Annotated in this window: 23 protein-coding genes; all 23 read left to right on the top strand. The window is 40.0% G+C overall.

Going from position 1 to position 24,813, the window contains the following annotated elements; genetic code table 11:
* Positions 1 to 77 precede the first annotated feature (77 nt).
* The 23 genes from HP567_RS28895 (at position 78) to HP567_RS28785 (ending at position 24,609) form a co-directional block, all read left to right on the top strand.
* Entirely contained in the window at positions 78 to 767 is a 690-nt protein-coding gene (locus HP567_RS28895; protein ID WP_173611060.1) for a DsbA family oxidoreductase, read from the top strand.
* Positions 768 to 928: 161 nt separating this feature from the next.
* On the top strand, positions 929 to 1,219 hold the full coding sequence (locus tag HP567_RS28890; protein WP_173611061.1) for a DUF3817 domain-containing protein: 291 nt from the start codon (positions 929 to 931) through the stop codon (positions 1,217 to 1,219).
* Positions 1,220 to 1,345: 126 nt separating this feature from the next.
* Complete coding sequence (locus HP567_RS28885; RefSeq protein ID WP_173611062.1) at positions 1,346 to 1,561, top strand: hypothetical protein; 216 nt, start codon at positions 1,346 to 1,348, stop codon at positions 1,559 to 1,561.
* Positions 1,562 to 2,093: 532 nt separating this feature from the next.
* Positions 2,094 to 3,128 (top strand): protease inhibitor I9 family protein, encoded by a 1,035-nt coding sequence (locus HP567_RS28880; protein ID WP_173611063.1) that lies wholly within the window; start codon positions 2,094 to 2,096, stop codon positions 3,126 to 3,128.
* Between the two features lie 443 nt (positions 3,129 to 3,571).
* Positions 3,572 to 5,191 (top strand): GAF domain-containing sensor histidine kinase, encoded by a 1,620-nt coding sequence (locus tag HP567_RS28875; protein ID WP_173611064.1) that lies wholly within the window; start codon positions 3,572 to 3,574, stop codon positions 5,189 to 5,191.
* A gap of 26 nt (positions 5,192 to 5,217) precedes the next feature.
* A complete protein-coding gene (locus tag HP567_RS28870) occupies positions 5,218 to 5,889 on the top strand; it encodes a response regulator (protein WP_173611065.1) in 672 nt (223 codons plus the stop codon).
* A 164-nt stretch (positions 5,890 to 6,053) separates the two neighbouring features.
* Entirely contained in the window at positions 6,054 to 6,680 is a 627-nt protein-coding gene (locus tag HP567_RS28865) for an FMN-dependent NADH-azoreductase (RefSeq protein ID WP_173611066.1), read from the top strand.
* A gap of 28 nt (positions 6,681 to 6,708) precedes the next feature.
* Positions 6,709 to 7,131 carry an organic hydroperoxide resistance protein gene (locus tag HP567_RS28860; protein ID WP_173611067.1) on the top strand — a complete coding sequence of 141 codons (423 nt, stop codon included), beginning with the start codon at positions 6,709 to 6,711 and terminating at the stop codon, positions 7,129 to 7,131.
* Positions 7,132 to 7,183: 52 nt separating this feature from the next.
* Positions 7,184 to 8,656, top strand: a complete 1,473-nt coding sequence (locus HP567_RS28855) for an aldehyde dehydrogenase family protein (protein ID WP_173611068.1) — start codon at positions 7,184 to 7,186, stop codon at positions 8,654 to 8,656.
* Between the two features lie 183 nt (positions 8,657 to 8,839).
* Positions 8,840 to 9,412 carry a hypothetical protein gene (locus HP567_RS28850; protein WP_173611069.1) on the top strand — a complete coding sequence of 191 codons (573 nt, stop codon included), beginning with the start codon at positions 8,840 to 8,842 and terminating at the stop codon, positions 9,410 to 9,412.
* 310 nt (positions 9,413 to 9,722) lie between these two features.
* Positions 9,723 to 12,095 (top strand): DUF2726 domain-containing protein, encoded by a 2,373-nt coding sequence (locus HP567_RS28845; RefSeq protein ID WP_173611070.1) that lies wholly within the window; start codon positions 9,723 to 9,725, stop codon positions 12,093 to 12,095.
* 389 nt (positions 12,096 to 12,484) lie between these two features.
* Positions 12,485 to 13,417 carry a thioredoxin-disulfide reductase gene (trxB, locus tag HP567_RS28840; RefSeq protein WP_173611206.1) on the top strand — a complete coding sequence of 311 codons (933 nt, stop codon included), beginning with the start codon at positions 12,485 to 12,487 and terminating at the stop codon, positions 13,415 to 13,417.
* Positions 13,418 to 13,442: 25 nt separating this feature from the next.
* On the top strand, positions 13,443 to 13,763 hold the full coding sequence (trxA, locus tag HP567_RS28835) for a thioredoxin (protein ID WP_173611071.1): 321 nt from the start codon (positions 13,443 to 13,445) through the stop codon (positions 13,761 to 13,763).
* A gap of 19 nt (positions 13,764 to 13,782) precedes the next feature.
* A complete protein-coding gene (gene tpx / locus HP567_RS28830) occupies positions 13,783 to 14,301 on the top strand; it encodes a thiol peroxidase (RefSeq protein ID WP_173611072.1) in 519 nt (172 codons plus the stop codon).
* 356 nt (positions 14,302 to 14,657) lie between these two features.
* The gene (locus HP567_RS28825) at positions 14,658 to 15,536 is read left to right on the top strand and encodes an alpha/beta hydrolase (protein ID WP_229088181.1); all 879 of its coding nucleotides are present in this window, start codon (positions 14,658 to 14,660) and stop codon (positions 15,534 to 15,536) included.
* Between the two features lie 164 nt (positions 15,537 to 15,700).
* A complete protein-coding gene (locus tag HP567_RS28820) occupies positions 15,701 to 16,327 on the top strand; it encodes a peroxiredoxin-like family protein (RefSeq protein ID WP_173611073.1) in 627 nt (208 codons plus the stop codon).
* 158 nt (positions 16,328 to 16,485) lie between these two features.
* Positions 16,486 to 16,899: a hypothetical protein gene (locus tag HP567_RS28815; protein WP_173611074.1), complete on the top strand. Its 414-nt coding sequence runs from the start codon at positions 16,486 to 16,488 to the stop codon at positions 16,897 to 16,899.
* Between the two features lie 284 nt (positions 16,900 to 17,183).
* Positions 17,184 to 18,632 carry a spore germination protein gene (locus HP567_RS28810; RefSeq protein ID WP_173611075.1) on the top strand — a complete coding sequence of 483 codons (1,449 nt, stop codon included), beginning with the start codon at positions 17,184 to 17,186 and terminating at the stop codon, positions 18,630 to 18,632.
* 6 nt (positions 18,633 to 18,638) lie between these two features.
* Entirely contained in the window at positions 18,639 to 19,823 is a 1,185-nt protein-coding gene (locus HP567_RS28805; protein ID WP_173611076.1) for a Ger(x)C family spore germination protein, read from the top strand.
* Complete coding sequence (locus HP567_RS28800; protein WP_229088180.1) at positions 19,820 to 20,926, top strand: GerAB/ArcD/ProY family transporter; 1,107 nt, start codon at positions 19,820 to 19,822, stop codon at positions 20,924 to 20,926. The genes HP567_RS28805 and HP567_RS28800 overlap by 4 nt, the downstream gene beginning before the upstream one ends.
* A gap of 487 nt (positions 20,927 to 21,413) precedes the next feature.
* The gene (locus HP567_RS28795; protein WP_173611077.1) at positions 21,414 to 22,514 is read left to right on the top strand and encodes an NAD(P)-dependent alcohol dehydrogenase; all 1,101 of its coding nucleotides are present in this window, start codon (positions 21,414 to 21,416) and stop codon (positions 22,512 to 22,514) included.
* Positions 22,515 to 22,971: 457 nt separating this feature from the next.
* Positions 22,972 to 23,445 carry an alcohol dehydrogenase catalytic domain-containing protein gene (locus HP567_RS28790; RefSeq protein WP_370648058.1) on the top strand — a complete coding sequence of 158 codons (474 nt, stop codon included), beginning with the start codon at positions 22,972 to 22,974 and terminating at the stop codon, positions 23,443 to 23,445.
* Between the two features lie 246 nt (positions 23,446 to 23,691).
* Positions 23,692 to 24,609, top strand: a complete 918-nt coding sequence (locus tag HP567_RS28785) for a COX15/CtaA family protein (RefSeq protein WP_173611078.1) — start codon at positions 23,692 to 23,694, stop codon at positions 24,607 to 24,609.
* Positions 24,610 to 24,813 lie beyond the last annotated feature (204 nt).

Below are 24,813 nucleotides of genomic sequence, written 5' to 3'. Positions count from 1 at the left end.
CCCTACCTAAAAAAATTCTGTGGTCACTCCCCGTAATATATCTAGCTCATCTTCGTGGACTGGAGGAGATCCAATTGATGAAAGTGGAAATCATCAGTGATATTGCATGCCCTTGGTGCTATGTGGCGAAAACACGTTTCTGGCAAGCTTTGAGCGAGTTTCCTGGTGTAGATCAGGTTGAAGTTGATTACATCCCCTTTCAGCTGAATCCATCGATGCCTACTCAACCAAAGCCTTTGTTCGATTATTATTTGGAGCGATATGGGCAGGAATTTCGAGACGATCATGCCCGGATTGCCGATGTCGCTGCAAAGGAGGGGCTTGAGTTTCATATGAAAAGTGCTCTTGCGGTAAATACTTTGTCTGCGCATCGGCTTGTATGGTTAGCAGGCCACGAGTATGGTCGTCATACCCAGCGTACTGTTGATGAGGCACTCATGCGGACGTATTTCACTGATGGCGGTAATGTAGCTGATCTAGAAACACTTGTTGGACTCGCGGCAGATGCCGGGATGGACTCTCATCGTGTACGTACAGCACTCTCTGGGGACATCGGCACTGAGCAAGTACAGGTTGCAATTAAGCAGGCACAGGAACGCGGTATCCATGCAGTGCCAACCATGGTGTTCAATGGACGCTATGCGGTCCAAGGCGCCCAGGATGTTGGCACCTTCCGACGAGTACTCGAAGAAGTGGCTGCCAAGGATGAGTTGGCAATAGTCGGCACCCACGCTCCCAACTGTATGGACGAAGATTGTAAACTATAGCATCTGGAAGACCCGATTTATCAGGCGCTAGAGCTGTCAAATTGTAGTCAGGTTAAGTTGAAAAGGGGGGGCGAATTGCCCTCCTTTTTACAGCACAGTCTATCTAGTCAAAATTTATGACTTAACAAATGGTCTAAATAAATGAAAGGCTGGTAAACATCATGATCAATACGGCAATCGGACGTTTTCGAATAATCGGCTTTATAGAGGGCATCTCGTATTTGATACTTCTTGGGATCGCGATGCCGCTGAAGTACTATCTGGATGCACCAGCTACTGTGAAGGTCGTTGGATTACTTCATGGTTGGCTTTTTTTACTTTATATTCTAGCTCTGGCGCATGTTGCATTCAAAAAAAGATGGTCCATTTTGAAAGTGATCGGAGCCTTTATCGCCTCACTTATTCCATTCGGTAACTTCGTTTTAGATGTTCGTTTAAAAAAAGAGCAATAAGATTCTATTTCAGGAAACAAAGAAGGGCAGCAGTCATCAGTCAAATTGGTTCTGTTGCGTTGATTTATTCGCATTAACAAAAAACCTGCTTGTTCTATTATTCGAATAGGGTAGGAGGTAAGTAGCTTGAATCCTAGGATCGCAAACAGAAGGCAGCTGGAGATTCTAAGGAGAACATTGTCCTACGAAATAGAAGTGATGGAGTCGTTGAGAATTTCAGCATGTAAGGAAATTCTTCAGCAGCGCTTGAAAGAGTTTGAAGATGAACTAGAAAAGAATACGAGATACCATTCTGATGTTATTGATATTAGCACTAACTTAAATAACAAAAGAAGAGAATGAGCTGAGTTAAGCCGTTATGTACTTTTCGGTGAAGAACAACGATAGCGGCCATCTGGAGCTTACTTTTTTGTTGTTTATGAACGCAGTATTGGCTACTTCACATTTGTTTTCTTGTTTGTCTTTTGCTCATTACAAAACCCTTTTCTTGGCAACGACTGCCGGTGAAATAAACGTGAAGATAGAAAAGCACAAAAACATAGCTCTCTTAACGATGCCGATATGGTTTTATGTAAATGTTATGGTGAATTTGTTTATCTAGCGATGTCACTTCTGAAGAATCGAGCTGAGCAGGCTTGAGAATCTGTTAACATTCCTTTAAATCCACCGTTTTTTCGTTATTAGTCATTCACCTTTATGGTTTAGAGAAACTGTTCTGGGAGTAGGTGGGGAAGTGCTGTAATCCGTTAGAGGAGGCGAAATATGTTGATTAATCAATTTTTTAAAAATGATAATATTTTTTTAAAAAGAATGAAACGAATGGAAAACCCTTCCGTCAAATGAAATGTGTCACACATTATTAGGAGGTAAGAAGATGAATAAGAAGAAAATTGCATTAATGGTAGCAACAACATTGGTAATGGGGGGATCTGTTTCAGCATTGGGATTGACTAAACCTGTTGAAGCATACAATACTGTCCAGAATGTCGGCATTCTTCCTTACAAAATATCAGATGAGCTGGCTCGAAAGATTGAAAAAGCTTCAGTGTCAGAAAAGCTTCCGGTTATTGTTTATTTTGAAAAATCACTGAACAAAGAAGACTATAAAAAGATCGAGAAGGAAATTGGGAAAATTTCCAAAAAGCATACTTATGAAGGTGTAATTAATGGATTTGCTGGAGATTTAACTAAAAAGCAGATTTCGCTTTTGAATAATACTTCATTTGTCACGCTTATCGATCTAGACTCTGTGGCTTCGACGGGCGATGGTATCATCGTTGAATCAGCTTTTAGCAAAGGGACAGATGGTTGGATCGGTGGATTTGCAGATTATCCGGAGAAAGATAAAGGTTTTTATAAACTCACTTCTTCACTCAAAACATTACCTAAAGAGATCAACAGTAAGCAAAAAGGGCTCTACTTAAGCGGATATAATGGTAGTGATGATTTGTTTATGTTCGTTAAGAAGAAATTGAATAAAAAGGATCAGTTGAAACCAAACACAACTTACAGTGTGACGTTTGATTTCGATATTGCGACCAATGCAGGAAAGAATGGGATGGGCGTAGGCGGAGCGGCCGGTGAAAGTGTATTTGTAAAAATAGGGGCAACTAAGAATGAGCCTATTCCAGTTAAAGAGAAGCTTGGATTTTTAAGAATGAATATTGATAAAGGGAATCAAAGTGAGGAAGGCAAAGATGCGTTCATGATTGGAAACCTGTCGAAAACGACAACAGATAATGATAAGTATGAGCTAAAACCATTTAATACTGAACAGCGTCCGTTCATCGTCAAGACAGATAAAAATGCAGAGCTTTGGCTGTTAATCGGAACAGATTCTGCGTTTGAAGCAACTACGAGTATCTATATACCTCGTATCAAAGTTACTCTTAAAGAAGTGACAGAATAGATTCGAGAACAAGAATGTCGTTCACTATTGGAAGTCAACAACTTTGAAAGTCTGACGTTTAAACAATACAAAATCACATCTAAAATTGAAGTCACACTTCAATTTTAGGGCTTGCAAAGTCAAAGGGTGCCCCTATTTTTATGGCACCCTTTGATAGTTCATGAATCAAAAAATCATTTACAACTAATAGCGATCCAGTGAATTCATAAGGTAGGGTCATAATATTTGGGAATCATCATGTTTTTATTAACTATCTATGAACCAATATAATAAAAGCAGATTCATCATTTTATTTTTGGAGATCAAATTTTAAACTAAGAACGTAAAGTGAAGTTGGGCTCGTAACTATATAGATTAACGCTATCGTATCAAACTAGTTAAAAGATTTTTGACATAATATCACAATGGACACGCGAATATGTTTTGTAAAGGAAGGATATGGATTGACGAAACAATTTGGAGTTCGTGAGCTAATTATCATTAAATCAATTGCCGAGACCATATATAGATCTAAAGATGTGGAGACGTTATTGAACGCTGCATTACGTGACATCGTCAAACTGACTGAAATGCAAGCGGGTTGGATTTTTCTGGTTGACGATGTTGCTAATCAGTTTACTTGTCCAGCCCATTATCAATTGCCTGAGGCTTTAGTCAAGAACAACTGCAATTCTCTCACAACCGGATCTTGCTGGTGTCTTGAGGAATATTGGAGAGGGGAGTTAAAAGAGCCAGTCATTGCGCTACGATGCCAGCGTCTCGATCCAAAAACTCCTTATTCTTATGGGGATATAGAAGGAATTACGCATCATGCTACAATACCAATAACTGCCGGTACACGGAAATTTGGTATTCTGAACGTAGCAGCAGTGGGGAAAGAACATTTTACCGCAGAAGAATTGATGTTGATGGAGTCTATTGCATTCCGCATCGGGATCGCACTGGAGCGAAACCATTTATATCAATCCGAACAGAAGCGTGCGAATTTATATTCCCAACTTGGTGATTTTACCCGAGACCTTAGTAAACTTCTCATAACAGAACAGATTCCCGAGATGGTCTGTAGGTGGATTGGAGAACATCTGGGGTGTGAGCATACGGCATTTTTTATGGAGGAAAATGGGAAGTTATCCCGAAGGGCATCATGGGAAGATGGGGCTATTAACCGTCGCCGAAAACAGTTTTCTTTCAAGGAAATGAATCATACTGGGGAAGCATTTCTGCATGGTGAGACGAAGATATGGCGAAGTCAGCCTAATGTCGAAGAACTTAATTATCGTGCAAATGTGCATTCCTTTGTTGCTGTCCCCTTATGGTTCCGAGATAAACCTTTTGGTGTTATCTATGCTGGGTTCACGGAAGGGCGAACTTTTAACAAGGTTGAAGTGGAAGTAATCGAAGCACTTGGCAGCCATATCACTCTTGCCTTTGAGAATGCCCGCCTCTATCAGCAACAAGTAGAGTTGTTGAAGTGGGAAGAGCGTAATCGCTTGGCACGGGATTTACATGACTCCGTATCTCAAATGTTATTTTCCTTACAGTTTACCGTAGGCGGTTTAGAAACGATGTTAGAGAATCCCTCAGAAATCGTGCAGCGTGCGCTTAAAGATATGAAAGACCTTACCCAAGAAGCACTGACAGAAATGCGATCACTTATTTTGCAGCTTCGCCCGGTAGGGCTTGAACAAGGACTATTAACTGGTTTGTTCCGTTACGGCAAAACTTTGGGGCTTGCTGTCAACAACTCTGTGGACTCAATACTAGAACTTCCGAACCTTGTAGAGGAGGCATTGTTTCGGATAGGGCAAGAGGCATTAAATAACGTCAGGAAGTATGCAGGACATCCGCTCGTGCATATTAGTTTGAAGGAGCAAAATGGTCAGGTGATAATGGAAATTAAGGATCAAGGGGGAGGATTCTCTCCATACAAAATGGATGGAACAAGTACTTTTGGTATGCGAACGATGAGAGAGCGAGCGGAGACGCTTGGTGGCACGTTTGAAATTGATAGTCGGGTGGGAAAAGGAACAACGATTCGCGTTTTGATTCCACTACGCTCGTAGTCGATTCAAGGGGAGGACTCTGAAGGATGAGTATTAAAGTATTTATCGTAGACGATCATTCGATGGTCATTCGTGGTCTTCAATATTTTTTGCATACACAGTCTGATATTGAGCTTGTGGGCGAGGCAACAAGTGGGGAAGAAGCCATTGAGAAGATTGGGGAACTACAACCTGACGTCGTGCTGATGGATCTGCTCATGCCAGGTATGTCAGGAATCGAAGCTACACAACAAATTCGTGTGAAGTATCCTGAGACAAAAGTCATTGTCTTGACTTCTTTTTCTGATCATGACCATACATTATCTGCGATTCAAGCAGGCGCTAACGGCTATTTACTAAAAGACATACAACCAAAAGAGCTGGTACAAGCTATTCGTGGGGTGCATCAAGGGCAAGCTCAGTTACACCCGCTTGTGACGGAACAATTAATGTCACATCTTGTACAGAAACCAGCGACTCCATCGGTAACAGAAGATGAAAATAATATTGATACTTTAACCCCACGTGAGAAGGAAGTCTTGCAATACGTTGCGCATGGGAAGAGTAATAAAGAAATTGCCGCTGCTTTTCATATCACCGAGAAGACTGTGAAGACACACGTCAGCAATATCTTAAGCAAGCTCGGGTTAACTGCACGTACGCAAGCCGCTATATTTGCTATTAAGCACGGACTGACGGATTCGACCATAGATAAATAATGGAAGAACAAAAAAATCCTACAACTAAAGTCGTAGAAAAGACCAACAAGAGTTGGTCTTTTTTTGTAGTTCAAGTTCATTCAATGTACCGATGGGGAAAGTTCAGTTCATTGTTAGGATAAAGACATAGAAAAGACAAGATATATAACTGGAGGATACCCAAAATGAGTAAAGTACTATTCGTCAAAGCTAATGATCGTGATGCAGAGGCAGCCGTAAGTGTACAACTTTATCATGCATTCTTAGACAGCTATAAAGAATCTCATCCCAATGATGAAGTGGTTGAACTAGACTTATTCGCTGAAAACTTACCATACTATAATGCCATGATGATCAACGGCATGTTCAAAATATCGAAAGGCATGGAAGTAACAGATGAAGAGCAATCAGCTGCAAATACAGTAAACAAATATTTAAATCAATTCCTAGAAGCTGAAAAAGTGGTGTTTGCATTCCCATTGTGGAACCAAACTGTTCCTGCGGTTTTACACACATACTTTGACTACTTGTATCAAGCAGGCAAAACTTTCAGTTATTCACCAGAAGGTCCTGTTGGTCTGGTCACAGATAAAAACGTAGCTGTTTTAAACGCACGCGGTGGTGTATTTTCCGAAGGTCCAAAGGCTTCCAAAGAAATGGCAGTAAACATGGTACTTCACCACTTGAACTTTTTCGGTATCAAGAATATCGAGACTGTCATCGTAGAAGGCCATAAACAATTCACAGACCGCAGCGCAGCAATTGTTGCTGAAGGCATCGAAGCAGCAGCTAAACTGGCAGCTAGATTTTAATATTACATAAAACAGGGAGGCTTTACACATGAAAATTCTTTACTCAGCATCTGTTACCGCAACCAAGGGTGGACGTATTGGGCATGTTACTTCGTCTGATGGTCAACTGAGTTTGAACCTCGCCATGCCAAAGGCACTTGGGGGTCCAGGAGGAGAGGGTACTAATCCAGAACAACTCTTTGCAGCAGGATATTCTGCATGTTTTCATAGTGCCTTAGGTCTCGTGGCAAGAACAAAGAAGATCTCGATTAAAGATTATGAAGTGACTGCTCACGTATCAATTGGAGAAGATTCACTTGGGGGATTTGCTTTAGAAACCATAATGGATGTAAAAATTCCTGAAGTTGCTTCAGACGTAGTAAAAGATCTCATTGAGTCAGCACATCAAGTGTGTCCTTATTCAAAAGCAACAAGAGGAAACATGAATGTTACCTTTCATGTGATTAATTAAAGAAAGACATTCAGATAAAAAATACCTTCATATCAGAAAGGGAGAGATAAGTATGAATACAAAATCGAGCCTGTTTGTCGACATTAACAAACAATTCATTAATGGCGTATGGAAAGAAGGCAAGTCCAGTAAGGTAGGTACCATTTACGATCCGTTTGATAATAGCCTTTTTACAAAGGTCACCTTGGCTACAAAGGATGACATCGATGAAGCCTATCAGGTAGCAAAGGCTGCACAGAAACAGTGGGCAAAAACACCTGTAGAAGAAAAAATGAAAGTAATGGAAAATGCGATTCGTATTTTGGAAGAACATAAAGAAGAATTCATGGATGTCTTTACACGGGAAGCAGGTAGCTCCTCTGTCAAAGCCAATTTCGAAGTCCAATTGGCAATTAACATTATGAAGGAATCCGTGACCTTCCCAAAACGCATGGAAATGAGAGCTTTCCCATCCGAAATCGTTCCAGGAAAGGAGAATCACGTGTATCGTGAGCCTGCTGGCGTGGTCAGTGTCATCAGCCCATTTAATTTCCCATTCTACTTGTCGATGCGTTCTATTGCCCCAGCGATTGCCACAGGAAATGCTGTTGTCCACAAACCGGATTTGCAAACAGCGATTTCTGGTGGAGCTGTAATCGCGAAGCTATTTGAACGGGCTGGTCTTCCAAAAGGCGTCCTGAATGTAATCATTACGGATATCACAGAAATTGGCGACCATTTCGTAGAGCATCCTATTCCACAAGTAGTTTCCTTTACAGGATCGACGCCTGTCGGACGTCATATCGGTGCTCTTGCTGGTAAACATCTGAAGAAAGTTGCTCTTGAACTCGGAGGAAACAGTCCATTCATTGTTCTAGAAGATGCGGATATCAAGCAAGCGGTAGATGCTGCAGTATTCGGAAAGTTTATTCACCAGGGACAAATTTGTATGATTATCAACCGCATGTTTGTTCACCGCAGTGTCTATAACGAGTTTACAGAGGCATTCGTGAAACGAGTATCGCAGCTTCCTTATGGCGATCCAAAAGACCCTTCTACCGTTATCGGGCCGATTATCAACCAAAGACAAATCGAGAAAATTCTAAAGCTGGTAGAAACAGCAAAAGAGGAAGGTGCTCAATTCGCATTGGAAGGAAAACGGGTAGGAAACGTGCTGACTCCATTTATCCTCACCAATGTTTCGAATCAAATGACTATTGCTCAGAATGAGATTTTTGGTCCAGTGGCGTCCATTATTCCATTCGATACAGAGCAGGAAGCCATTGATTGGGCAAATGATACGGAGTACGGATTGAGTGCGGCGGTGTTTACAAGCGATCTGGAAAGAGGAGAAAGAATTGCAAGAGAAATTGAGAGCGGCATGGCCCACGTCAATGACCAATCTGTCAACGATGAGCCAACCATTCCGTTTGGCGGCGAGAAGTTTTCTGGTCTGGGCCGTTATGGCGGCGAGTGGGCCCTGGACGAATTTACTCGGATGAAATGGGTATCGGTTCAAAAAGAGAAACGGGAATATCCGTTCTAATAAGGAAGTAAGAGAAGAAGCAAGGTGATTGTGACCTTGCTTCTTCTCTGTTCCAATCAAAACCATTTCTCTTAATAATTGTAACTAACTCTCTAATTAGGATGATCTACTATATTGTCCCTTTAACATATAATTAGAGAGTTGGTAGGCGTATATTCATTGACGATCAGGGAGGATAAAAAGATGCCAAGACCTAAGAAGGAAGTTCCAAAAGATATATTATCAATTATAAATAAAGGCGAGAAAAATTACTTTTTAAACCGTGTTGGGGAATATGGAACTATCGCTAAACTTTCCCGTTGGGGGATTGATGCTTTTCTCACTTTGGGAAATAAAAAATCATTTGATATTGTTGTGACAGGGAACAAGAAGAGTTTTAATATTCAAGTTAAAACTTCAAAGGAGACATTCGTACCTACTGGATTTTTTCAAACCTACTATGATACAAGTATCCCTACACCTGATTTTTGGGTTCTTGTCCGTTCATTCGCAATAAAAGATGAGGTCTATAGTGAACAATATTATGTTATGAAGCATGAAGAATTGATGAATTATCATACAGAAAAGCTCTCTGATCCTTCTATGGGGATGAATTGTGCAGAAGATTTAAGACGAAGAGAACGTGATTTGAGGAGATTAAGAAAGGAAAATCCAGATAGCAAAAAATATCGTTCTGGAGTAGATCGGCTTTATTTTAATGAAATTCAGGAGTGGGAAAATCGTTTTTGCATCATTGTTGAAGCTATAAAAACGTAAAGGGCTATCTTTGCCGATAACCCTTTTTGTTTTTAATAATACATTTATATTAGCTCCATCACAAACCAGAACAAAAGTTCTACTTCTATTAGATAGAGTTGTCGAAATTGAAAGTAGTCTAAATCAATTATCTCCTTATCCCTTAAAATATAATTGTATCTTGATTTAGATATTATCACACCCTCGCAGATTACCCTGAGGTTCGCTGAATTTTAAAGGCTTGGCTATTTTGTTGTGGAAGGGGAAATGATAAATTAGGTTTATCTGTATGGATTTTCTTTATGTGGAAAAAGTATGAGGGGGATTATTCGTGCAATTGGACCAAAGTGAAACTCTAACTGATCTATTGAGCCTATTATTTCCTAAAAAAACTGAAGGAAATTTGGAGGAATCTCGTAAGGCTTTTCAGGAATTTTACGAACCAGAGAACATCACCCCGATTTTGGATTATGTTATCAAAGAATTTGAAAAGTCAGTTGTAATACCAATAGAAAATAAGGGGTTATATATAATTTATCTTATTAATACTGCGAAAGAAATATATATACGTATGGGTGAATACGATAAAGCTTCGAGCGTATTTAAAAATAGAGTGCTGAAATTTTTTGATAGTTTGATTCTAGAGGGAGAAAGAATTGAAGATTCGCTTGTAATATTACTTATTTATAATGAACTTTTAGCAGCATATTGCTCACAGCAGCAAATTGAAAAACAATTGTATGAGGTTTTAAAATTGACAGATCCCGCCATTATGGAAGACCTTGTAGTATATAACGGTCTATATCATGTATTTGAGATAGGGGATAAGGAATGTAGCCTCTCATTAGGAGATAGCAATAAATTTGTCAACGCATATCTACATTTTCTTGACTTATTAAACAATAGTAACGAATGTGATCTATTCACTAACCATCTCATAGCTTGTGTTAAGACTCATTACGAAATTTCACGCTATTTTGGGGATGGCTCCCTTGAATCAAGTTTCAACACCTATGAGATCATGAACAATCTTGCCCATGATATTATTTTTATTCAGCCTTTTATAAAATATTTTCAGTACATTAACAAGCTGGAATATGAAAACAAGGTCGAAGGAGAACTAACATTAAATAAAACGAAGTCTAAGGAGTTAGTAAATAATTATTTCAGTTTGATGAAAAATACTATTGATTATAACTCGAAAAAGGGAATGTCTGAAATCGAAGAAAAGCTACAGAGGGATGTAATTAGTGAATTCGAAGATCTGTACTTGTCTGCTGATAACCAGACTATGAAAAATATCTTACCGAATTATGCATTGAAAGTTCTTGATGCATCAGATACTAGGATAAAGGAGAAATTAATAGATTTCTTAGTAGAGAGATTTGAGGATTTGTATGAAGATAAACAGTACCAAATTATTTCCAGGATGCACCAAATTGGTGTGATTCCGATGGGCGATTACTTTTTTGAAACAGCATATTCGCTATCACATTCAGGTTATAGGAAAGAAGCAAAAGAAATATACGAACAAGCAATCATTGATGGTAATGAATCAGTGGCCGTCTATAACAATTTAGGTGTTTATTATAGGGAAGTGGAAAATAATTTAGAGAAAGCCGTAGTACTTTACCAAAAAGCACTAAAGCTAGATCCAGAAGATAAAACAGTAATCAATAACCTCAAATCTATTGAAAAAGCAATTAAGGAGGAAAAAGAAAAGCCAAAAAGAGTAACTGAAAACTATTTTAAAAAGACAAAAACATGGCACAAACAAATTTTATTCTCTATCTATCGAATTGGAGAACAAGAAGTCAGCATAGAGATGTTATCTGGTTTAACAAAACAAAGCCCAACCACCCTTAAGAAAAATCTCGATTATCTTGCTAGTATAGAATTAATTTCTTTTAATGGAACCAGAATTATTATGGACCCGACGGTAGAAAAATTAGTCGGTGATTATATTAATCCAAAGTTAGAACGTGAGATACTCAAAATAGATAAAACGAAATATTTTAGACCAATTTTCTATCATGAGTCTGAAATTTCACTGTATCGTGCATTGATTGAATTATTTCCACAACATTTTATTTTTCCCAACATGAGTCTTAAGACAATTTTTGACATAGAAAAATTGAAAGATATAATAGACGGAGATCATATTAATTACCTCTTTATGGCACATGTAGACTTTGTAATCATCAACACTACTACGTATTTACCGGTATTAGCTTTTGAGAAAGATAGCGACTATAATGACACCAAGTTAGCAACAGAAAATACTAAGAAGAAGAACCTCATCTTTACTACAGGTGGCATTCCATTAATACGCCTTCGCTTTAACAGTGCGATGGATTTAGAAAGATTAAAGTCAGAGGTTCGGATGGCTACTAAAGAATTACTATCTCAGATCCAAGGAGATTCACATCTTTATGAGGTCAATTTATTCGAAGAACTAGATGTGAAAAAATTCGGAATATCGATTACCCCGGTGGATATTGAGGAAGTTAAAAGTGAGTGGGAGAAGATTGTAGGAAAAATGGTTGCAGGGCAGTCTAAAATAGCAGAGATCGACGGGGACGTATTACAAGTGCAGATAGCTACTGAACTAGTCTCTGTTATTGAATTAGGCAGGGATAATATAAGGGATAAAATATCACAGAAATTTCCTAGCCTAAGGGATATAAACTATTTATGGTATTGATAATACTTCGACAACAAAAGGCACCGGAATCGGTGTCTTTGTTGTTGAAGTAACAATGTTTAAGATTGATAAACAATATTCTAAGTCTGTATTTTGTCTAACTAGTTTACCGTTGTTGATAGGAATGCCATTTAGCCTATGGCAGAGAGATTCTGCTTACTAAAAAACAACCTACAACTTAAGTCGTAGAGCGAGACCAATATGTATTGGTCTTTTTTTGTAGTCCAAGTTCATTCAATGTACCGATGGAGTAGTTCCATTCCAATGATAGGATAAGCCAATAAAAAGAAAAGTAATAAAAGACAGGTGCTCAAGACTAGATCGGTAACCCGATGGATTATCTTATGGAACCTAGAGCTCCTTGACGAATTGAAGGGGGAGGTTATGTGCTGGAGCATCATAGAGCAGTCATTATAGGAACAGGGCCAGCGGGGTTAACCGCTGCCATTTATTTGGGCCGCGCCAATATGACGCCGCTCGTCATAGAGGGTATTCAGCCTGGGGGACAGCTGACGACAACCACGGAAGTTGATAACTTCCCGGGGTTCCCGGATGGCATATCCGGGCCAGAGCTTATGGACAATATGCGTAAGCAGGCATTCCGCTTCGGGGCTACCTTACGAGCAGGACGTGTCACTAAAGTCGATCTCTCGAAACGACCTTTTACTTTGTATCTTGAAGAAGGCGATATGATTACCGCTGACTCCATCATCATTTCCACTGGCGCAACAGCTAAAAAGCTTGGGATTCCGGGCGAGTTGGAGAACATAGGCAAAGGGGTTAGTGTTTGCGCTACTTGTGATGGATTCTTCTTTAGAAACAAGAAGATTATCGTGGTTGGCGGCGGTGATACCGCTATGGAAGAAGCACAGTTCTTAACAAGATTTGCTTCTGAAGTTCGTGTTGTTCATCGAAGAAATGAATTAAAAGCTTCGAAAATTATGCAAGATAATGCCCGAGGTAACCAAAAGGTGACTTGGAGTCTCAATCGTACCCCACTTGAAGTCGTTGCTGATACAAATGGCGTGACAGGATTGAAAGTACGAAACAATGAAACGGGCGAAGAAGAGTTGATTCAGGCGGATGGCATCTTTCTAGCTATTGGGCATGAACCGAACACGGGATTCCTAGAAGGAAAACTCCCTACCGATGAGCTTGGGTATTTGCAGGTGCAACCAGGTACCTCGCAAACAGGTATACCAGGGGTATTCGCCTGTGGTGATGTTCAAGATCGAATATACCGTCAAGCGATCACATCCGCAGGTAGTGGCTGTATGGCTGCATTGGATTGCGAAAGATTTCTTTCCGAGTCCCATGAATGATCGTACAAATAAGGAGGAATGCAATATGTCAGTTATTCATGCATCTGATGCAACATTTCATAGCGAAGTAGAATCTTATGCAGGTACTGTTCTATTGGACTTCTGGGCCCCATGGTGCGGTCCTTGCAAAATGCTATCACCAATCTTGGATGACCTCGCTGAGGAGATAGGAGATACAGCCAAAATTGTTAAAGTCAACGTCGACGAAAACGCTGAATCAACTGACAAATATGGCATCATGAGTATTCCAACAATTATCTTGTTTCAAAACGGAAAAGTAGTCAAACAACTGACTGGTTTTCAAACGAAAGAAACGCTCAAAGCTGTAATCGAACAACATAAATAATCAATAGGAGGAATTTCAAATGAAAGAAGAACGCACAGGAGTAGTTACCATAGGCCAGAATCCAATTACATTGGTTGGACCAGAACTGAAAGTGGGGGAGCAAGCTCCTAATTTCACACTCAACAAAGATGTGATGAGAGAGGTTAGCCTCTCAGATTATGACGGCAAGGTGAAATTGATTTCGGTTGTTCCGTCTTTGGACACAGGCACTTGTGATGCACAGACACGACGTTTCAATATAGAAGCAGCCAAACAGGTAGAGAATGTAGTCATTTTGACGATTTCGGTTGATCTGCCCTTTGCCCAAAGTCGTTTCTGCTCGACTGCAGGCATCGATAAACTCGAAGTGCTCTCTGATTACAAGTACCGCTCTTTTGGTCAAGCTTATGGTGTCTTGATTAAAGAACTTCAGTTAGATCATCGAGCGATCTTTGTGCTGGATACAAACAATATCATTCGATATGTGGAATATGTGCAGGAACTGACCTCACAACCGAACTACGAGGCTGCTTTAGAAGCATTGAGGAAGCTTGTGTAAAATCAATATAGAAGGATAAAGAGGGCGTTCTCCAAAGTCGAGATAGACGAGGGGGAAGCCCTTTTGTTATGAAAGTCCTTATATTCTCTAAGTCCTAATTACCTTAAAGACTTTTCACTACACTGAAATATGAATGATCGGAATGTATTACAAGAAAGTTCCCTATTTAACGTACAACTAAAGTCGTAGAGCGGGACCAGCCTTGTTGGCCTTTTTCTGTAGTCCAACTTCATTCAATGTGCTGATGGAGTAGGTTCGGGCCAATGATAGGATAAGGACATCGAAAGCGATAAACAACTCGCGAAGTCTGTACATATCAAGTACAACCCAAACTACTTTTAAGGAGCATAACGAAAATGAAAAAGATGAACACGATGTTGGCCCTGACTCTCGCACTTGGCACGGCATTTTCTGTAAATGCTGTGTTTGAAAATGGGAATATTGCAAAAGCTGAGTCTTCAGCGGAAGTTACGCAAGAAATGAATGCAACACAGAAGAAGCAGAAAATGACATTTGTACTGATTCATGGTGCTTGGGCAGACGCTAGCTACTGGAAGGAGACTGCCAAATCCCTTCGTAAAGCGGGCCATACCGTGCATACCCCAGAATATGCAGGCCATGGAGCTAATTTCGATGCCAAAGTAACCCATGAAGAGATCACAAAATCGGTGGTTGATTACATTAAAAAGAACAATCTCCATGATGTTGTCCTGGTGGGTCATAGCTTTGGCGGAACCATCATTGCTAAAGTAACCGAACAGGTTCCAAATGATATCAAACGTCTGGTCTTCCTCGATGCGTTTATTCCAAAAGACGGGGAAAGCATGATGGATCAGGTACCAGAGCATGCTCAGAAAATTTTCGAGTCTCTGCGGGACGCTTCTGGTGACAATACTATCACTCTGCCTTTCCCTGTATTTCGTGAGACCTTCGCAAACAAAGCCACGCTGGAGCAGGCAAAAGAGATCTACGCGGTTGCACCTAAAGAGCCGGCTGGGCCGATGTTTGAGAAATTGGATCTGAAAAAATTCTACAGCTTGGAAAACATTCCAAAGAGCTATGTGTACCAAACAGAGGATACCGCTCTTCCACCAGCACCATTTGCTTGGCATCCAGCACAGTCTAGTCATCTAGGCTTGTACCGCCTCATTGTTACAGAAGGTGACCATATGAGCACGGTGCATAACAAACCGGATTTGATTGCAGAAAAACTAATTGAGGCTGGCAGAGACTAATAGTCCTTTATCACGAAGATAAGCCTTACGGGGTGACCGTGCCTTATTAATGGCTACGGCCACCCCCTGCAATTTATCAAGGTTTCCGTGGAATTTTGAATCAATAAGCACCCTAAGTTACAAAGGCCGAAGGAGAATGAATAGATGAAAATGGAGGGAAGAGGATGGCTATCCGATCATTAAATCAAGAATTTGAGAAATTAGCATTTAACTTCAAAAAAAATACAGATCAACACATTCGCGAATTACAAGAAAAGGGGACAGCAAAAGGATTAAAAGTAGGCAGTATAGCAAAGGACTTTGTACTAAAAGATACTTTGGGAAAGGATATCAGTCTTTATGAAGAATTGGTCCGAGGGCCTGTTATATTGACGTTCTATAGAGGAAGCTGGTGTCCATTTTGTAATCGTCAATTAAAAGCGTATCAGGAAATCCTTCCAAAGATTCAATCTATTGGAGCTCAACTTATTGCGATAAGCCCTCAAGTGCCAGACCATTCTTTGTCTATGGAGGAAAAGGAGGGTCTTTCCTTTAAAATAGTCAGTGATCCAAAAGGTATTGTAGCAGCAAAATATAACGTACTCTATGAGGTTCCAGAATATATTAAAGAATTGTATCTGCAGGCCAATATTGACCTAAAAGAATACAATGGGACAGATCATTGGATACTCCCTGTTCCAGCGACATTCATGATAGATGAGAGTGGAATCGTTCGTTTTGCCCACTCCGATCCGGATTATACAAAAAGGTTAGAGCCTGCAGATTTGATTTGGGGACTTCAATCGTTGTAAGTAACACACGCTATTCTACTTATATTGGGAAATTGAAATTTTTAAGACAATGAGTTAGTCACCATAAGAATGGATATGCGGGAGGAAATATTGCCGATCCATTTTTTTGTCGTGTTTTCAGGACATATAAATGGTATAGATAAATGGAGGAATTAGATATGAAAGTTAATAATATTCCCTCAAAATACACAAGCAGTATTACTAATTTGCGTCAAACAAAGACAATTAAGCAACTAGAAGTTCGTGCAAATGAACTAAATACGAGAATGGAACTGTTGAAAAGCAGCTCAGTAACCGGACGACAAAAAGATAAGATGGTTGCCAAAATGGCAAGGGAAAAAAGCGATATCGATAAGCAACTGTCCGTTTGGAAGAAAAAATATGGAATCGATCAAGAAGGAGATAATACATTCGAGGCGTTAGATCATTCTCTTCGTAAGGTAGAAAATGAAATACAAGAAGTTAAGAAGCGGAGTATGAATTATAGACAAAAAGCAATGATCCTTATGGATTTATTTGAAGAACGGACCGCAATTAAGCAAAAGCTGAGAGAACTTCCAAGAAGAAAATAAGAAGCCAGTTTACACTATTTTTGAAAGTCCCAGATAAAAAGGAATGGCTCCTTTCCATGTTAGGATGCATGTCAAATAATAAGAGCAGTAAGGTATTATATTCAAAAAGAGGATGTAATAATAGATGAACGTCCGAATGCCCATATTCGGGCGTTTTTTGTTTCAAGAATGAGAATAACAAAAGCTTAATTATCAATGTACCCCATCAATACCAAGGTATCTATGCATATTCAGATCGTTATGGGAAATACTTGGAAAAAGCGTGTGAAAGAGGAAGTATTTATATGAAAACAGACACTAATCCTTTTGTGAGTCAGCTCATTGATATGTTAGGTAATCCTCCAGATTTAGTAGTGAGTACAATTCAAGTATCCACTAAGGATTATGTGTGTTGTGTTTTTATTGAAACCACAGTCGATAAAAATAAAATTGAACTGGGAGTTCTTCAATTCTTATCCGAAGAAATTAGAAATATCGAGTGGGAATCATCTAATGAATTTATTAAGGTGTTACAACACCGCATTCCAATTAGTGCAATTTCAGTAACTTCAGAGTTGCAAAATTGTGTCCAAAGTTTACTGAAGGGAGTATGTTTACTTGTTAGTTCTAATACAAGCCAAGTAATTCTTCTAGACGTATCAAAGACTCATCACCGAAATGTTTCAGAGCCCTTGATGGAATCAACTGTACTTGGACCTCAGGAAGGTTTTACAGAGAGCATCGAGGTTAACTTGTCACTCCTAAGAAAACGAATTAAGAGTATTCATTTTCGAATTGAGCAGGTTTTTATCGGAGAACAGACAGAAACAAAAGTCTGCTTATTGTATATGGCAAACCTAGCTAATAGGGACGTAGTTGATGAATTTAGAAAGCGAATTAACTCGATCAATGTCGATAGCGTCTTAGATACTTCTTATGTGGAAGAGTGGATTCAGGATAAAACAATTACTCCGTTTTCTACTCTTTTACGAACAGAACGACCTGATATTGTAGCTTCGCACCTATTAGAGGGACGAGTTAGCATTATCGTTGACGGAACACCGGATGGACTGATTGGTCCCGTTACTTTATTTCAATTTTTTAGTGCCCCTGAAGATTACTATCAAAGGGCAGATATTGCCACTCTTCTTCGATGGCTAAGAATTTTTTCCTTTATGTTATCTATTTTTGTGCCTGCTCTCTACATAGCAATTGTCTCTTATCATCAAGAACTTCTTCCACATTCATTATTAATTAGTCTTTCTGCTCAGCGAGAAGGGGTTCCTTTTCCAGCTTTTCTTGAAGCAATGCTCATGATGATTACATTTGAAGTGCTGCGCGAAGCAGGTCTGCGTATGCCCCGAATAGCAGGACAAGCAATTTCAATTGTCGGTGCTCTCGTTTTAGGCGATGCAGCAGTTTCGGCAGGGTTAGTTTCGGCGGCGATGGTCATTGTTGTTGCAATTACTGCCATCTCTAATTTTGTGGCACCATCTTTTAACTTCGGTATTGCACAGAGATTACTTCAATTTTTTTACATGATACTAGCAGGTTTTATGGGATTGTTCGGTGTATTATGCGGGGTACTATTTACGGTGGTACATCTAGCTGCGATGAAATCTTTTGGAGTGCCATATCTCTCCCCAATTGCACCTATCATTCTTAAGGATTGGAAAGATATCTTAGTTAGAGTACCTAGGCCTTGGATGAAAACCTATCCTGAAATGAATCAAGTGCAGAAAAAAAGACGGTGAGGTTGTATGCGATCAATAACCAAACAAATCATCTTGATTGGTGTATGTTCCTGTTTCTTAACTGGATGCTGGGATAAGGTAGAGATTAATCAATTGGCAGTGGGAGAGCTTGTAGGAGGAGATATTGATCCACAAACACAAGACCAGATCGCCTACTTCCACATTGTTAATCCGGAGGCTGTTGCTCACCAAAAGGGTTCCGGAATCAAGGCACCCTATTATTCGTATAGAGTTCAAGCACCCAGTATAGCAGCGTTAGGTATGGAAGCTGCTAAAATATTGCCTCGGAGACTCTTTCCTGATCATTATCAGTCTCAAATAATTACGGAACGATACGCCAAGCGGGGCTTGCAGCCGTTTATTAACTTTTTTGAAAGGCAGTATGACAGGAGGACCAACCTATACTTATTCATTACTGATTCTCCACTTGAAGACATTATGATGACTTATATACCTTTAGAGAGGCTATCGGGACGTTCATTACGATCTTTGATTGAGATCGAGTCTGAAACAACGGGAAGAGTAAGTAAGAAGTCTCGTGTAAAGGATTTAGTTGAAAACATGGAGTCTTCCATTTTGACAGTATTACCAATGTTAAGCGTTAGTGGATCACGGCCAACGCCATCTACAGACCGATATGATCAAATAAGTGGTAACCAAGGCAACTTAAAGTTGACTGGAGGGGCCGTTTTTAAACATGACAAGATGATCGGAAAAATGAAGTTAAACGAGATGGCCTATTACAACTTATTGAGAAAGGAATGTGAGGTGTTATTTGAATCCATGGTGGTAAATGGGCGCATAGTCGACGTGCGTACAGCAAAACCCAAGGTTGAAGAACGATTGTTTATCGTCGCTGGCAAACCCGTTTGGAAAGTAAACATTAAGGCCGGTTTGTCTATTCTCCATAATGAACAATCGAAGGAATTAACCTTAGAAAATTTAAATGAGATTAGAGATGTCTTTAATCAACAGGTATTAAAAAAAGCAGATGGCTTATTTCACTCAGCAATAATAAGAGGATGGGATTTATTCGGATTAGAAGATCGAATCAAGTATAAAACTGGGAGTGATTGGGAAAATATACAAAAACGGAAGGGTGGGTGGAAGGCTACGAAGCTCGAACTGTCAGTAGATAGCAAGGTTATCGATATTGGTGAGATCATCAATCCTTATAAAGGGGGAAAATGATGGAACGGGCCCAAATAAGCGCATGGCAGTTCTTTGTCTTGGTATTCGGCTATTTGCTGGGAACATCCTTTTTTTTTCGCCCCGGTGGTCTTATTGTCATCGCGAAGCAAGATGCCTGGATTGTTCCATTATGGGCAGGCGTAGCTGGTATTCTTATGTCCTTGCTTTGGATGCATTTAGCTGATTATTATCCAGGGCTTTCCATTGTACAGATTTGTACTCAGGCAGGAGGAAGGGTGATTGGAGGAGTAATGGCTTTGATGTACATAGGGTACTTTGTGCATCTGTCCTCTTTAATCACTCGGAATCTGGGGGATTTTATGAGTCTGACTCTTATGCCTCGCACACCATTGACTGTGTTCCATCTCATGCTGCTCATTGTTACCGTTTATGCTGTTATTAAGGGAGTTGAGGCGATAGCACGAACAACAGAGGTAATGTTCCCTATCGTAACTTTGACGTTTATGCTTATTTTTCTCCTTGCACTTCCGGAATGGAACTGGAATCGCTTTCAGGGAATGTTCCAATTTGATGTATGGTCGACGATGAAAGAGAGTAGATCTATTTTTGGATTTCCATATATGGAGGCAATCACCTTAATGATGCTGTTTCCATATATACAAAGGCAGAGAAAAGGTGTTTTTTTACTAGGCATAATAGTTACTACTTTATTATTAAGTCTCATTACATTTTTTATGATCGGGGTACTAGGGGTAACTCGCGCCTCGCATACTACATATCCTTTATTTTTGATTGTGCAAGAAATTCAGATCGGTACTTTTATCGAGCATCTAGACTCAACAATTGCACTCATTCTAGTTATTGCGATTTTTATTAAGCTAACAGTTGCTTACTATTCAGCAGTAATAGGTCTAAGCCAACTATTTCAGTTAAGAGATAGGTCATGGTTGGCGTTTTCCCTAATCTTTCTAGTTGCTGGTCTTGCATTAGGATTTGATAACATCTTACAAAATATAACTTTTGCAAGAGAATATTACTTTGAATACATGTTGCTGTTTGCGATTATTTTCCCTGTAATCCTTCTGGTTATTACTCGATTGAAGCAGATAATAGGGAACACGAAGAGGGGCTCTGAATCGTGATCTGGTTTTTTATTTTTTTATTTGTTATCTTTACTTTCGCTATTATAGTAATGGCGCAAAAGCGAAAAAGTCCAATGGAGTTTCGGATCTTGATCATCGTTATGCTTCTTGGGTTTGCCGATTGGATTAGTATTTTAATGGGACAACCGTTCAATTTGAATTATTGGATAGCAACATTAATAGATAGGATAGTAAAATAAACAATTTAAGGTATCGAGTTCCATTACCTGTGTGATGATTTTATAAATCGAGATCTATGCACACTGTGAACTTTAAAGAACGCTATTCGACGTTTTGGACGGTACCTTTTTAAAGGCATATCTAGATTCTCCTACAACTTAAGTTGTAGACCAAGACCAACAGCTGTTGGTCTTTTTTTGTAGTCAATGTTCATTCAAAGTGCTGATGGAGCGAATTCGTTCTAGTGATAAGTTAATTACATAGAAAAGATAACGAGAGAATAATTCCGAATAATGGAGGTATTACTTTGAAAATTACTGCAGCTGTCATCCATCAAAAAGAAGAAGCATTCAAAATAGAGCAGATCGAAATTACCGAACCTCAAGCAAACGAAGTACTGATCAGAGTCGTTGCCACTGGCGTTTGCCATACTGATGCAGTAGCTAGAGATCAAGGACTTGCACCGTTTCCAGTGGTGCTAGGGCATGAAGGTGCTGGCATTGTCGAAAAAGTAGGCGTTGGGGTAAAGCATGTGGAGCCAGGTGATCATGTCGTCATCTCCTATGCTTCATGCGGTCACTGCGAAAATTGCCTTACTGGTCATCCATCAACATGCGTCGAATTTAATCAATTGAATTTTGGTGGTGAAATGGAGGACGGATCACATCGTTTGCATCAACATGAGCACGAGTTATCCACTTTCTTTGGTCAATCCTCTTTTGCTACTTATGCAATTGCAAATGAGCGCAATGTGGTAAAGGTAGACAAAGATGTGGATTTGGCTCTGTTAGGACCACTGGGCTGCGGCATTCAAACAGGCAGCGGGACTGTTTTAAATAAATTGCGTCCATCATTTGGGAGTTCTATTGCCGTTTATGGCTGCGGAGCTGTTGGACTGAGTGCGATCATGGCGGCTAAGATCGCAGGTTGCAAAGAGATTATTGCGATTGATGTCCATGACAGTCGATTGGAACTTGCAAAAGAACTAGGAGCAACATTGACTTTGAACGGAAAGAATGTCGATGTAGTGAAAGAGATTAAAGCAGCTACAGGTGGAGGAGCAAATTATGCAGTTGAAACGACTGGAGTGCCACCTGTAGTACGCCAATCTCTTCAAGCTCTACGTCCACTCGGTATTTCTGCAATTGTCGGGATTACCCCGGAAATGAGCATTGATGTACACAATGACATTATGGTAGAGGGGAAAACGATGATTGGGGTGATCGAAGGAGACGCCGTACCACAACTGTTCATTCCGCAACTCGTGGAGTATTACAAAAGAGGCATGTTTCCGTTTGACAAGCTCGTGAAGTTCTACGATTTTCATGATATTAACAAGGCATTCGAAGATTCTAAAGCAGGTATTACGATTAAGCCTGTACTTAAGATCAGTGAAATCACGAATTAAAAACCTGATTTCACAGTAAGCCTCACCGAGTCATCCTGTGTAACAATGGCCATCTGCATAACACGCGGTTATCTGAAGCCCAGATGTGGTGGTATTTAGTAACGACTGAAGGTTGAACTCATCTGCAGAAACCGTCAATGGGTTGACTTGAATTAATGCATAACATTTGTAAGAAAGTCGAGTAAAGAGTGACAGGCGTCTATATTAAATACAGCCGCCCAATGCTTAGGTTAATCCTAAGATAGGGAGGCTGTTTTTAAGTCACAATTGTTTTATCGATTCTTCCTTCCATCTATCTATATTGTCACTGGATAAAATCTACTAACCAGTGAGTAAACGATAAAAAACATCCAAAGTGGGGAGTCACTACTATGCACATTTCTGCATCTGTCACCCGCCGTAAAGGAGAAGTATTCACATAGAACAGCTTAACATCAACAAACTCAAAGCAAACGAAGTGTTAATCCGAATAGTGGCTACTGGCGTATGCTATACCGATTCCGTAGCCACAAAACTAGGTCTTACACCGTTTCTATTGGTACTCGGACATCAAATCGCTGGAATTGTTGAGAAAGTAGGTGCATTGGTAGAGGAGATCGAACAAGGAGATCATGTCGTCATCTTCTATACTTCATGTGGCTACTGTCAAAATTGCCGTGCTGGCCACCCTTCAATATGTATGGATTATAATCTACTGAATATTGATGGGGGGAATTGGGGCCAAGGGAAAAAGATGCATGAGGTAATCGAAGGTGATGGAGTGCAGCGGCGGTTCATACCTCAATTTGTGGAGTATTTCAAAAAAGACCTGTTTCCGTTTGATAAACTAGCAGAGCTTTATGATTTTCAAGAAATCAATCAGACTTCCGGAGATTCCAATACTGTACCCACGATGAAACTAGTACTTATGAACAGAGAAACAACGAAATAATGAATCTGTTTACAAGGCGAGTGGGTCAATAATTGCCCATTGTGATGCTGACCTTGCAAACAACGTATTCTATTGCAGTAAGCACCAGCCAGTCACCCAAACAATAGCTTTTGATTCGGAGCGGGGAGTTGTGGGCTATTGGTGTATTTCTGCATGGTCTTTTACGCCAGTTTAATAACGAAGATAAGACTGAGTTATTAAGTTCTAAGCAACAAGTTGAGACTAAAAAAGTAGGTGTTTCCTAATATGAAAACGCGTAGATGGTTGAGAAGATTTACCTTCTTGAGCATGTATGGAATGCTTCTGATATTAATTATGGGGGCTCTGGTCACCAAAACTGAGTCGGGGCGAGGCTGTGGAGATGATTGGCCTTTATGTAATGGAAAATTCGTTCCGGCTTACACGATCGAATCTTTCATTGAATACAGTCATCGTTTCGTATCAGGTGTTGTAGGTATAATCTTACTCACTACGCTGATCCTAGTCTTCCGGTATAGTGGGCGAAAAGACGCAAAATGGTTTGTAAGTTTGGCGATGTTCTGTACTATTCTTCAGGCCATTTTGGGAGCAATGGCGGTTATTTGGCCGCAGTCCTCGGCTGTTCTGGCCCTTCATTTTGGAATATCCTTGGTTACTTTTGCCTTAACGTTACTGCTTTCCATGATATATATGCGATTCGGGCTGAAACTATCGGAAACAAGACCATATTTATCAAGGCGAGTCAAATGGGCTATTTGGCTCATCACAGTTTATAGCTATGGAGTTGTCTATTTAGGTGCTTTCGTTCGACATTCAAATTCGGGTGGCGGATGTACAGACTGGCCATTGTGTAATGGACAAGTCATTCCTGAGCTATCCGGAGCTACACTCATCGTGTTCATCCATCGATTTGGTGCGATTTTGATGATGTTATTTGTACTTTGGCTCTTTTTCACCATTAGAAAGAAAGTGGGGAAAAGGGACAATTTATATCAAGCGGGTAAATGGATGTTGATCTATGCTTTACTGCAAATAGTTAGTGGCGGTTTTATGACCTTGATGATGGGACAGGACTGGTATTTGCTTGCAAGCATGTTGCACACCATACTCATCTCTTGTTTATTTGGAATCTTATGCTACTTGTGTGTTCTTACTCTGCCGGGAAGGAAAAAAGCCACTAAGTAATGGCATTCTTGAACTTTCTAATAAGTGTGGGTGCTTAGGAGAACTGGAGCATTAGAGGACGGTCATATTTAGTAGTGAAACGTATTCGATCATAGAAGAACGATTCTACAACTTTAGACGAGATAAAGACCAACGTCTGTTGGTCTTATCGTGTTGGTCAAGTTCATTTGATATACCAATGAGTAACTCCGCTCTGATGATAGG

The sequence above is a fragment of the Brevibacillus sp. M2.1A genome, assembly GCF_013284355.2.
Lineage (GTDB): Bacteria > Bacillota > Bacilli > Brevibacillales > Brevibacillaceae > Brevibacillus.
The sequence above is the reverse complement of the archived record's forward strand: the minus strand, read 5'-3'. Positions and strand labels throughout refer to the sequence as shown.

Bases quoted from the DNA above. Each gene is read 5' to 3' on its own strand.
- HP567_RS28800 (WP_229088180.1), top strand. From the start codon at position 19,820: ATGATGGAACGGGCCCAAATAAGCGCATGGCAGTTCTTTGTCTTGGTA.
- HP567_RS28805 (WP_173611076.1), top strand. From the start codon at position 18,639: ATGCGATCAATAACCAAACAAATCATCTTGATTGGTGTATGTTCCTGT.
- HP567_RS28860 (WP_173611067.1), top strand. From the start codon at position 6,709: ATGAAAATTCTTTACTCAGCATCTGTTACCGCAACCAAGGGTGGACGT.
- trxA (WP_173611071.1), top strand. From the start codon at position 13,443: ATGTCAGTTATTCATGCATCTGATGCAACATTTCATAGCGAAGTAGAA.
- HP567_RS28850 (WP_173611069.1), top strand. From the start codon at position 8,840: ATGCCAAGACCTAAGAAGGAAGTTCCAAAAGATATATTATCAATTATA.
- HP567_RS28865 (WP_173611066.1), top strand. From the start codon at position 6,054: ATGAGTAAAGTACTATTCGTCAAAGCTAATGATCGTGATGCAGAGGCA.
- HP567_RS28820 (WP_173611073.1), top strand. From the start codon at position 15,701: ATGGCTATCCGATCATTAAATCAAGAATTTGAGAAATTAGCATTTAAC.
- tpx (WP_173611072.1), top strand. From the start codon at position 13,783: ATGAAAGAAGAACGCACAGGAGTAGTTACCATAGGCCAGAATCCAATT.
- HP567_RS28855 (WP_173611068.1), top strand. From the start codon at position 7,184: ATGAATACAAAATCGAGCCTGTTTGTCGACATTAACAAACAATTCATT.
- HP567_RS28815 (WP_173611074.1), top strand. From the start codon at position 16,486: ATGAAAGTTAATAATATTCCCTCAAAATACACAAGCAGTATTACTAAT.
- HP567_RS28810 (WP_173611075.1), top strand. From the start codon at position 17,184: ATGAAAACAGACACTAATCCTTTTGTGAGTCAGCTCATTGATATGTTA.
- HP567_RS28785 (WP_173611078.1), top strand. From the start codon at position 23,692: ATGAAAACGCGTAGATGGTTGAGAAGATTTACCTTCTTGAGCATGTAT.
- HP567_RS28825 (WP_229088181.1), top strand. From the start codon at position 14,658: ATGAAAAAGATGAACACGATGTTGGCCCTGACTCTCGCACTTGGCACG.
- HP567_RS28895 (WP_173611060.1), top strand. From the start codon at position 78: ATGAAAGTGGAAATCATCAGTGATATTGCATGCCCTTGGTGCTATGTG.
- HP567_RS28880 (WP_173611063.1), top strand. From the start codon at position 2,094: ATGAATAAGAAGAAAATTGCATTAATGGTAGCAACAACATTGGTAATG.
- HP567_RS28890 (WP_173611061.1), top strand. From the start codon at position 929: ATGATCAATACGGCAATCGGACGTTTTCGAATAATCGGCTTTATAGAG.
- HP567_RS28870 (WP_173611065.1), top strand. From the start codon at position 5,218: ATGAGTATTAAAGTATTTATCGTAGACGATCATTCGATGGTCATTCGT.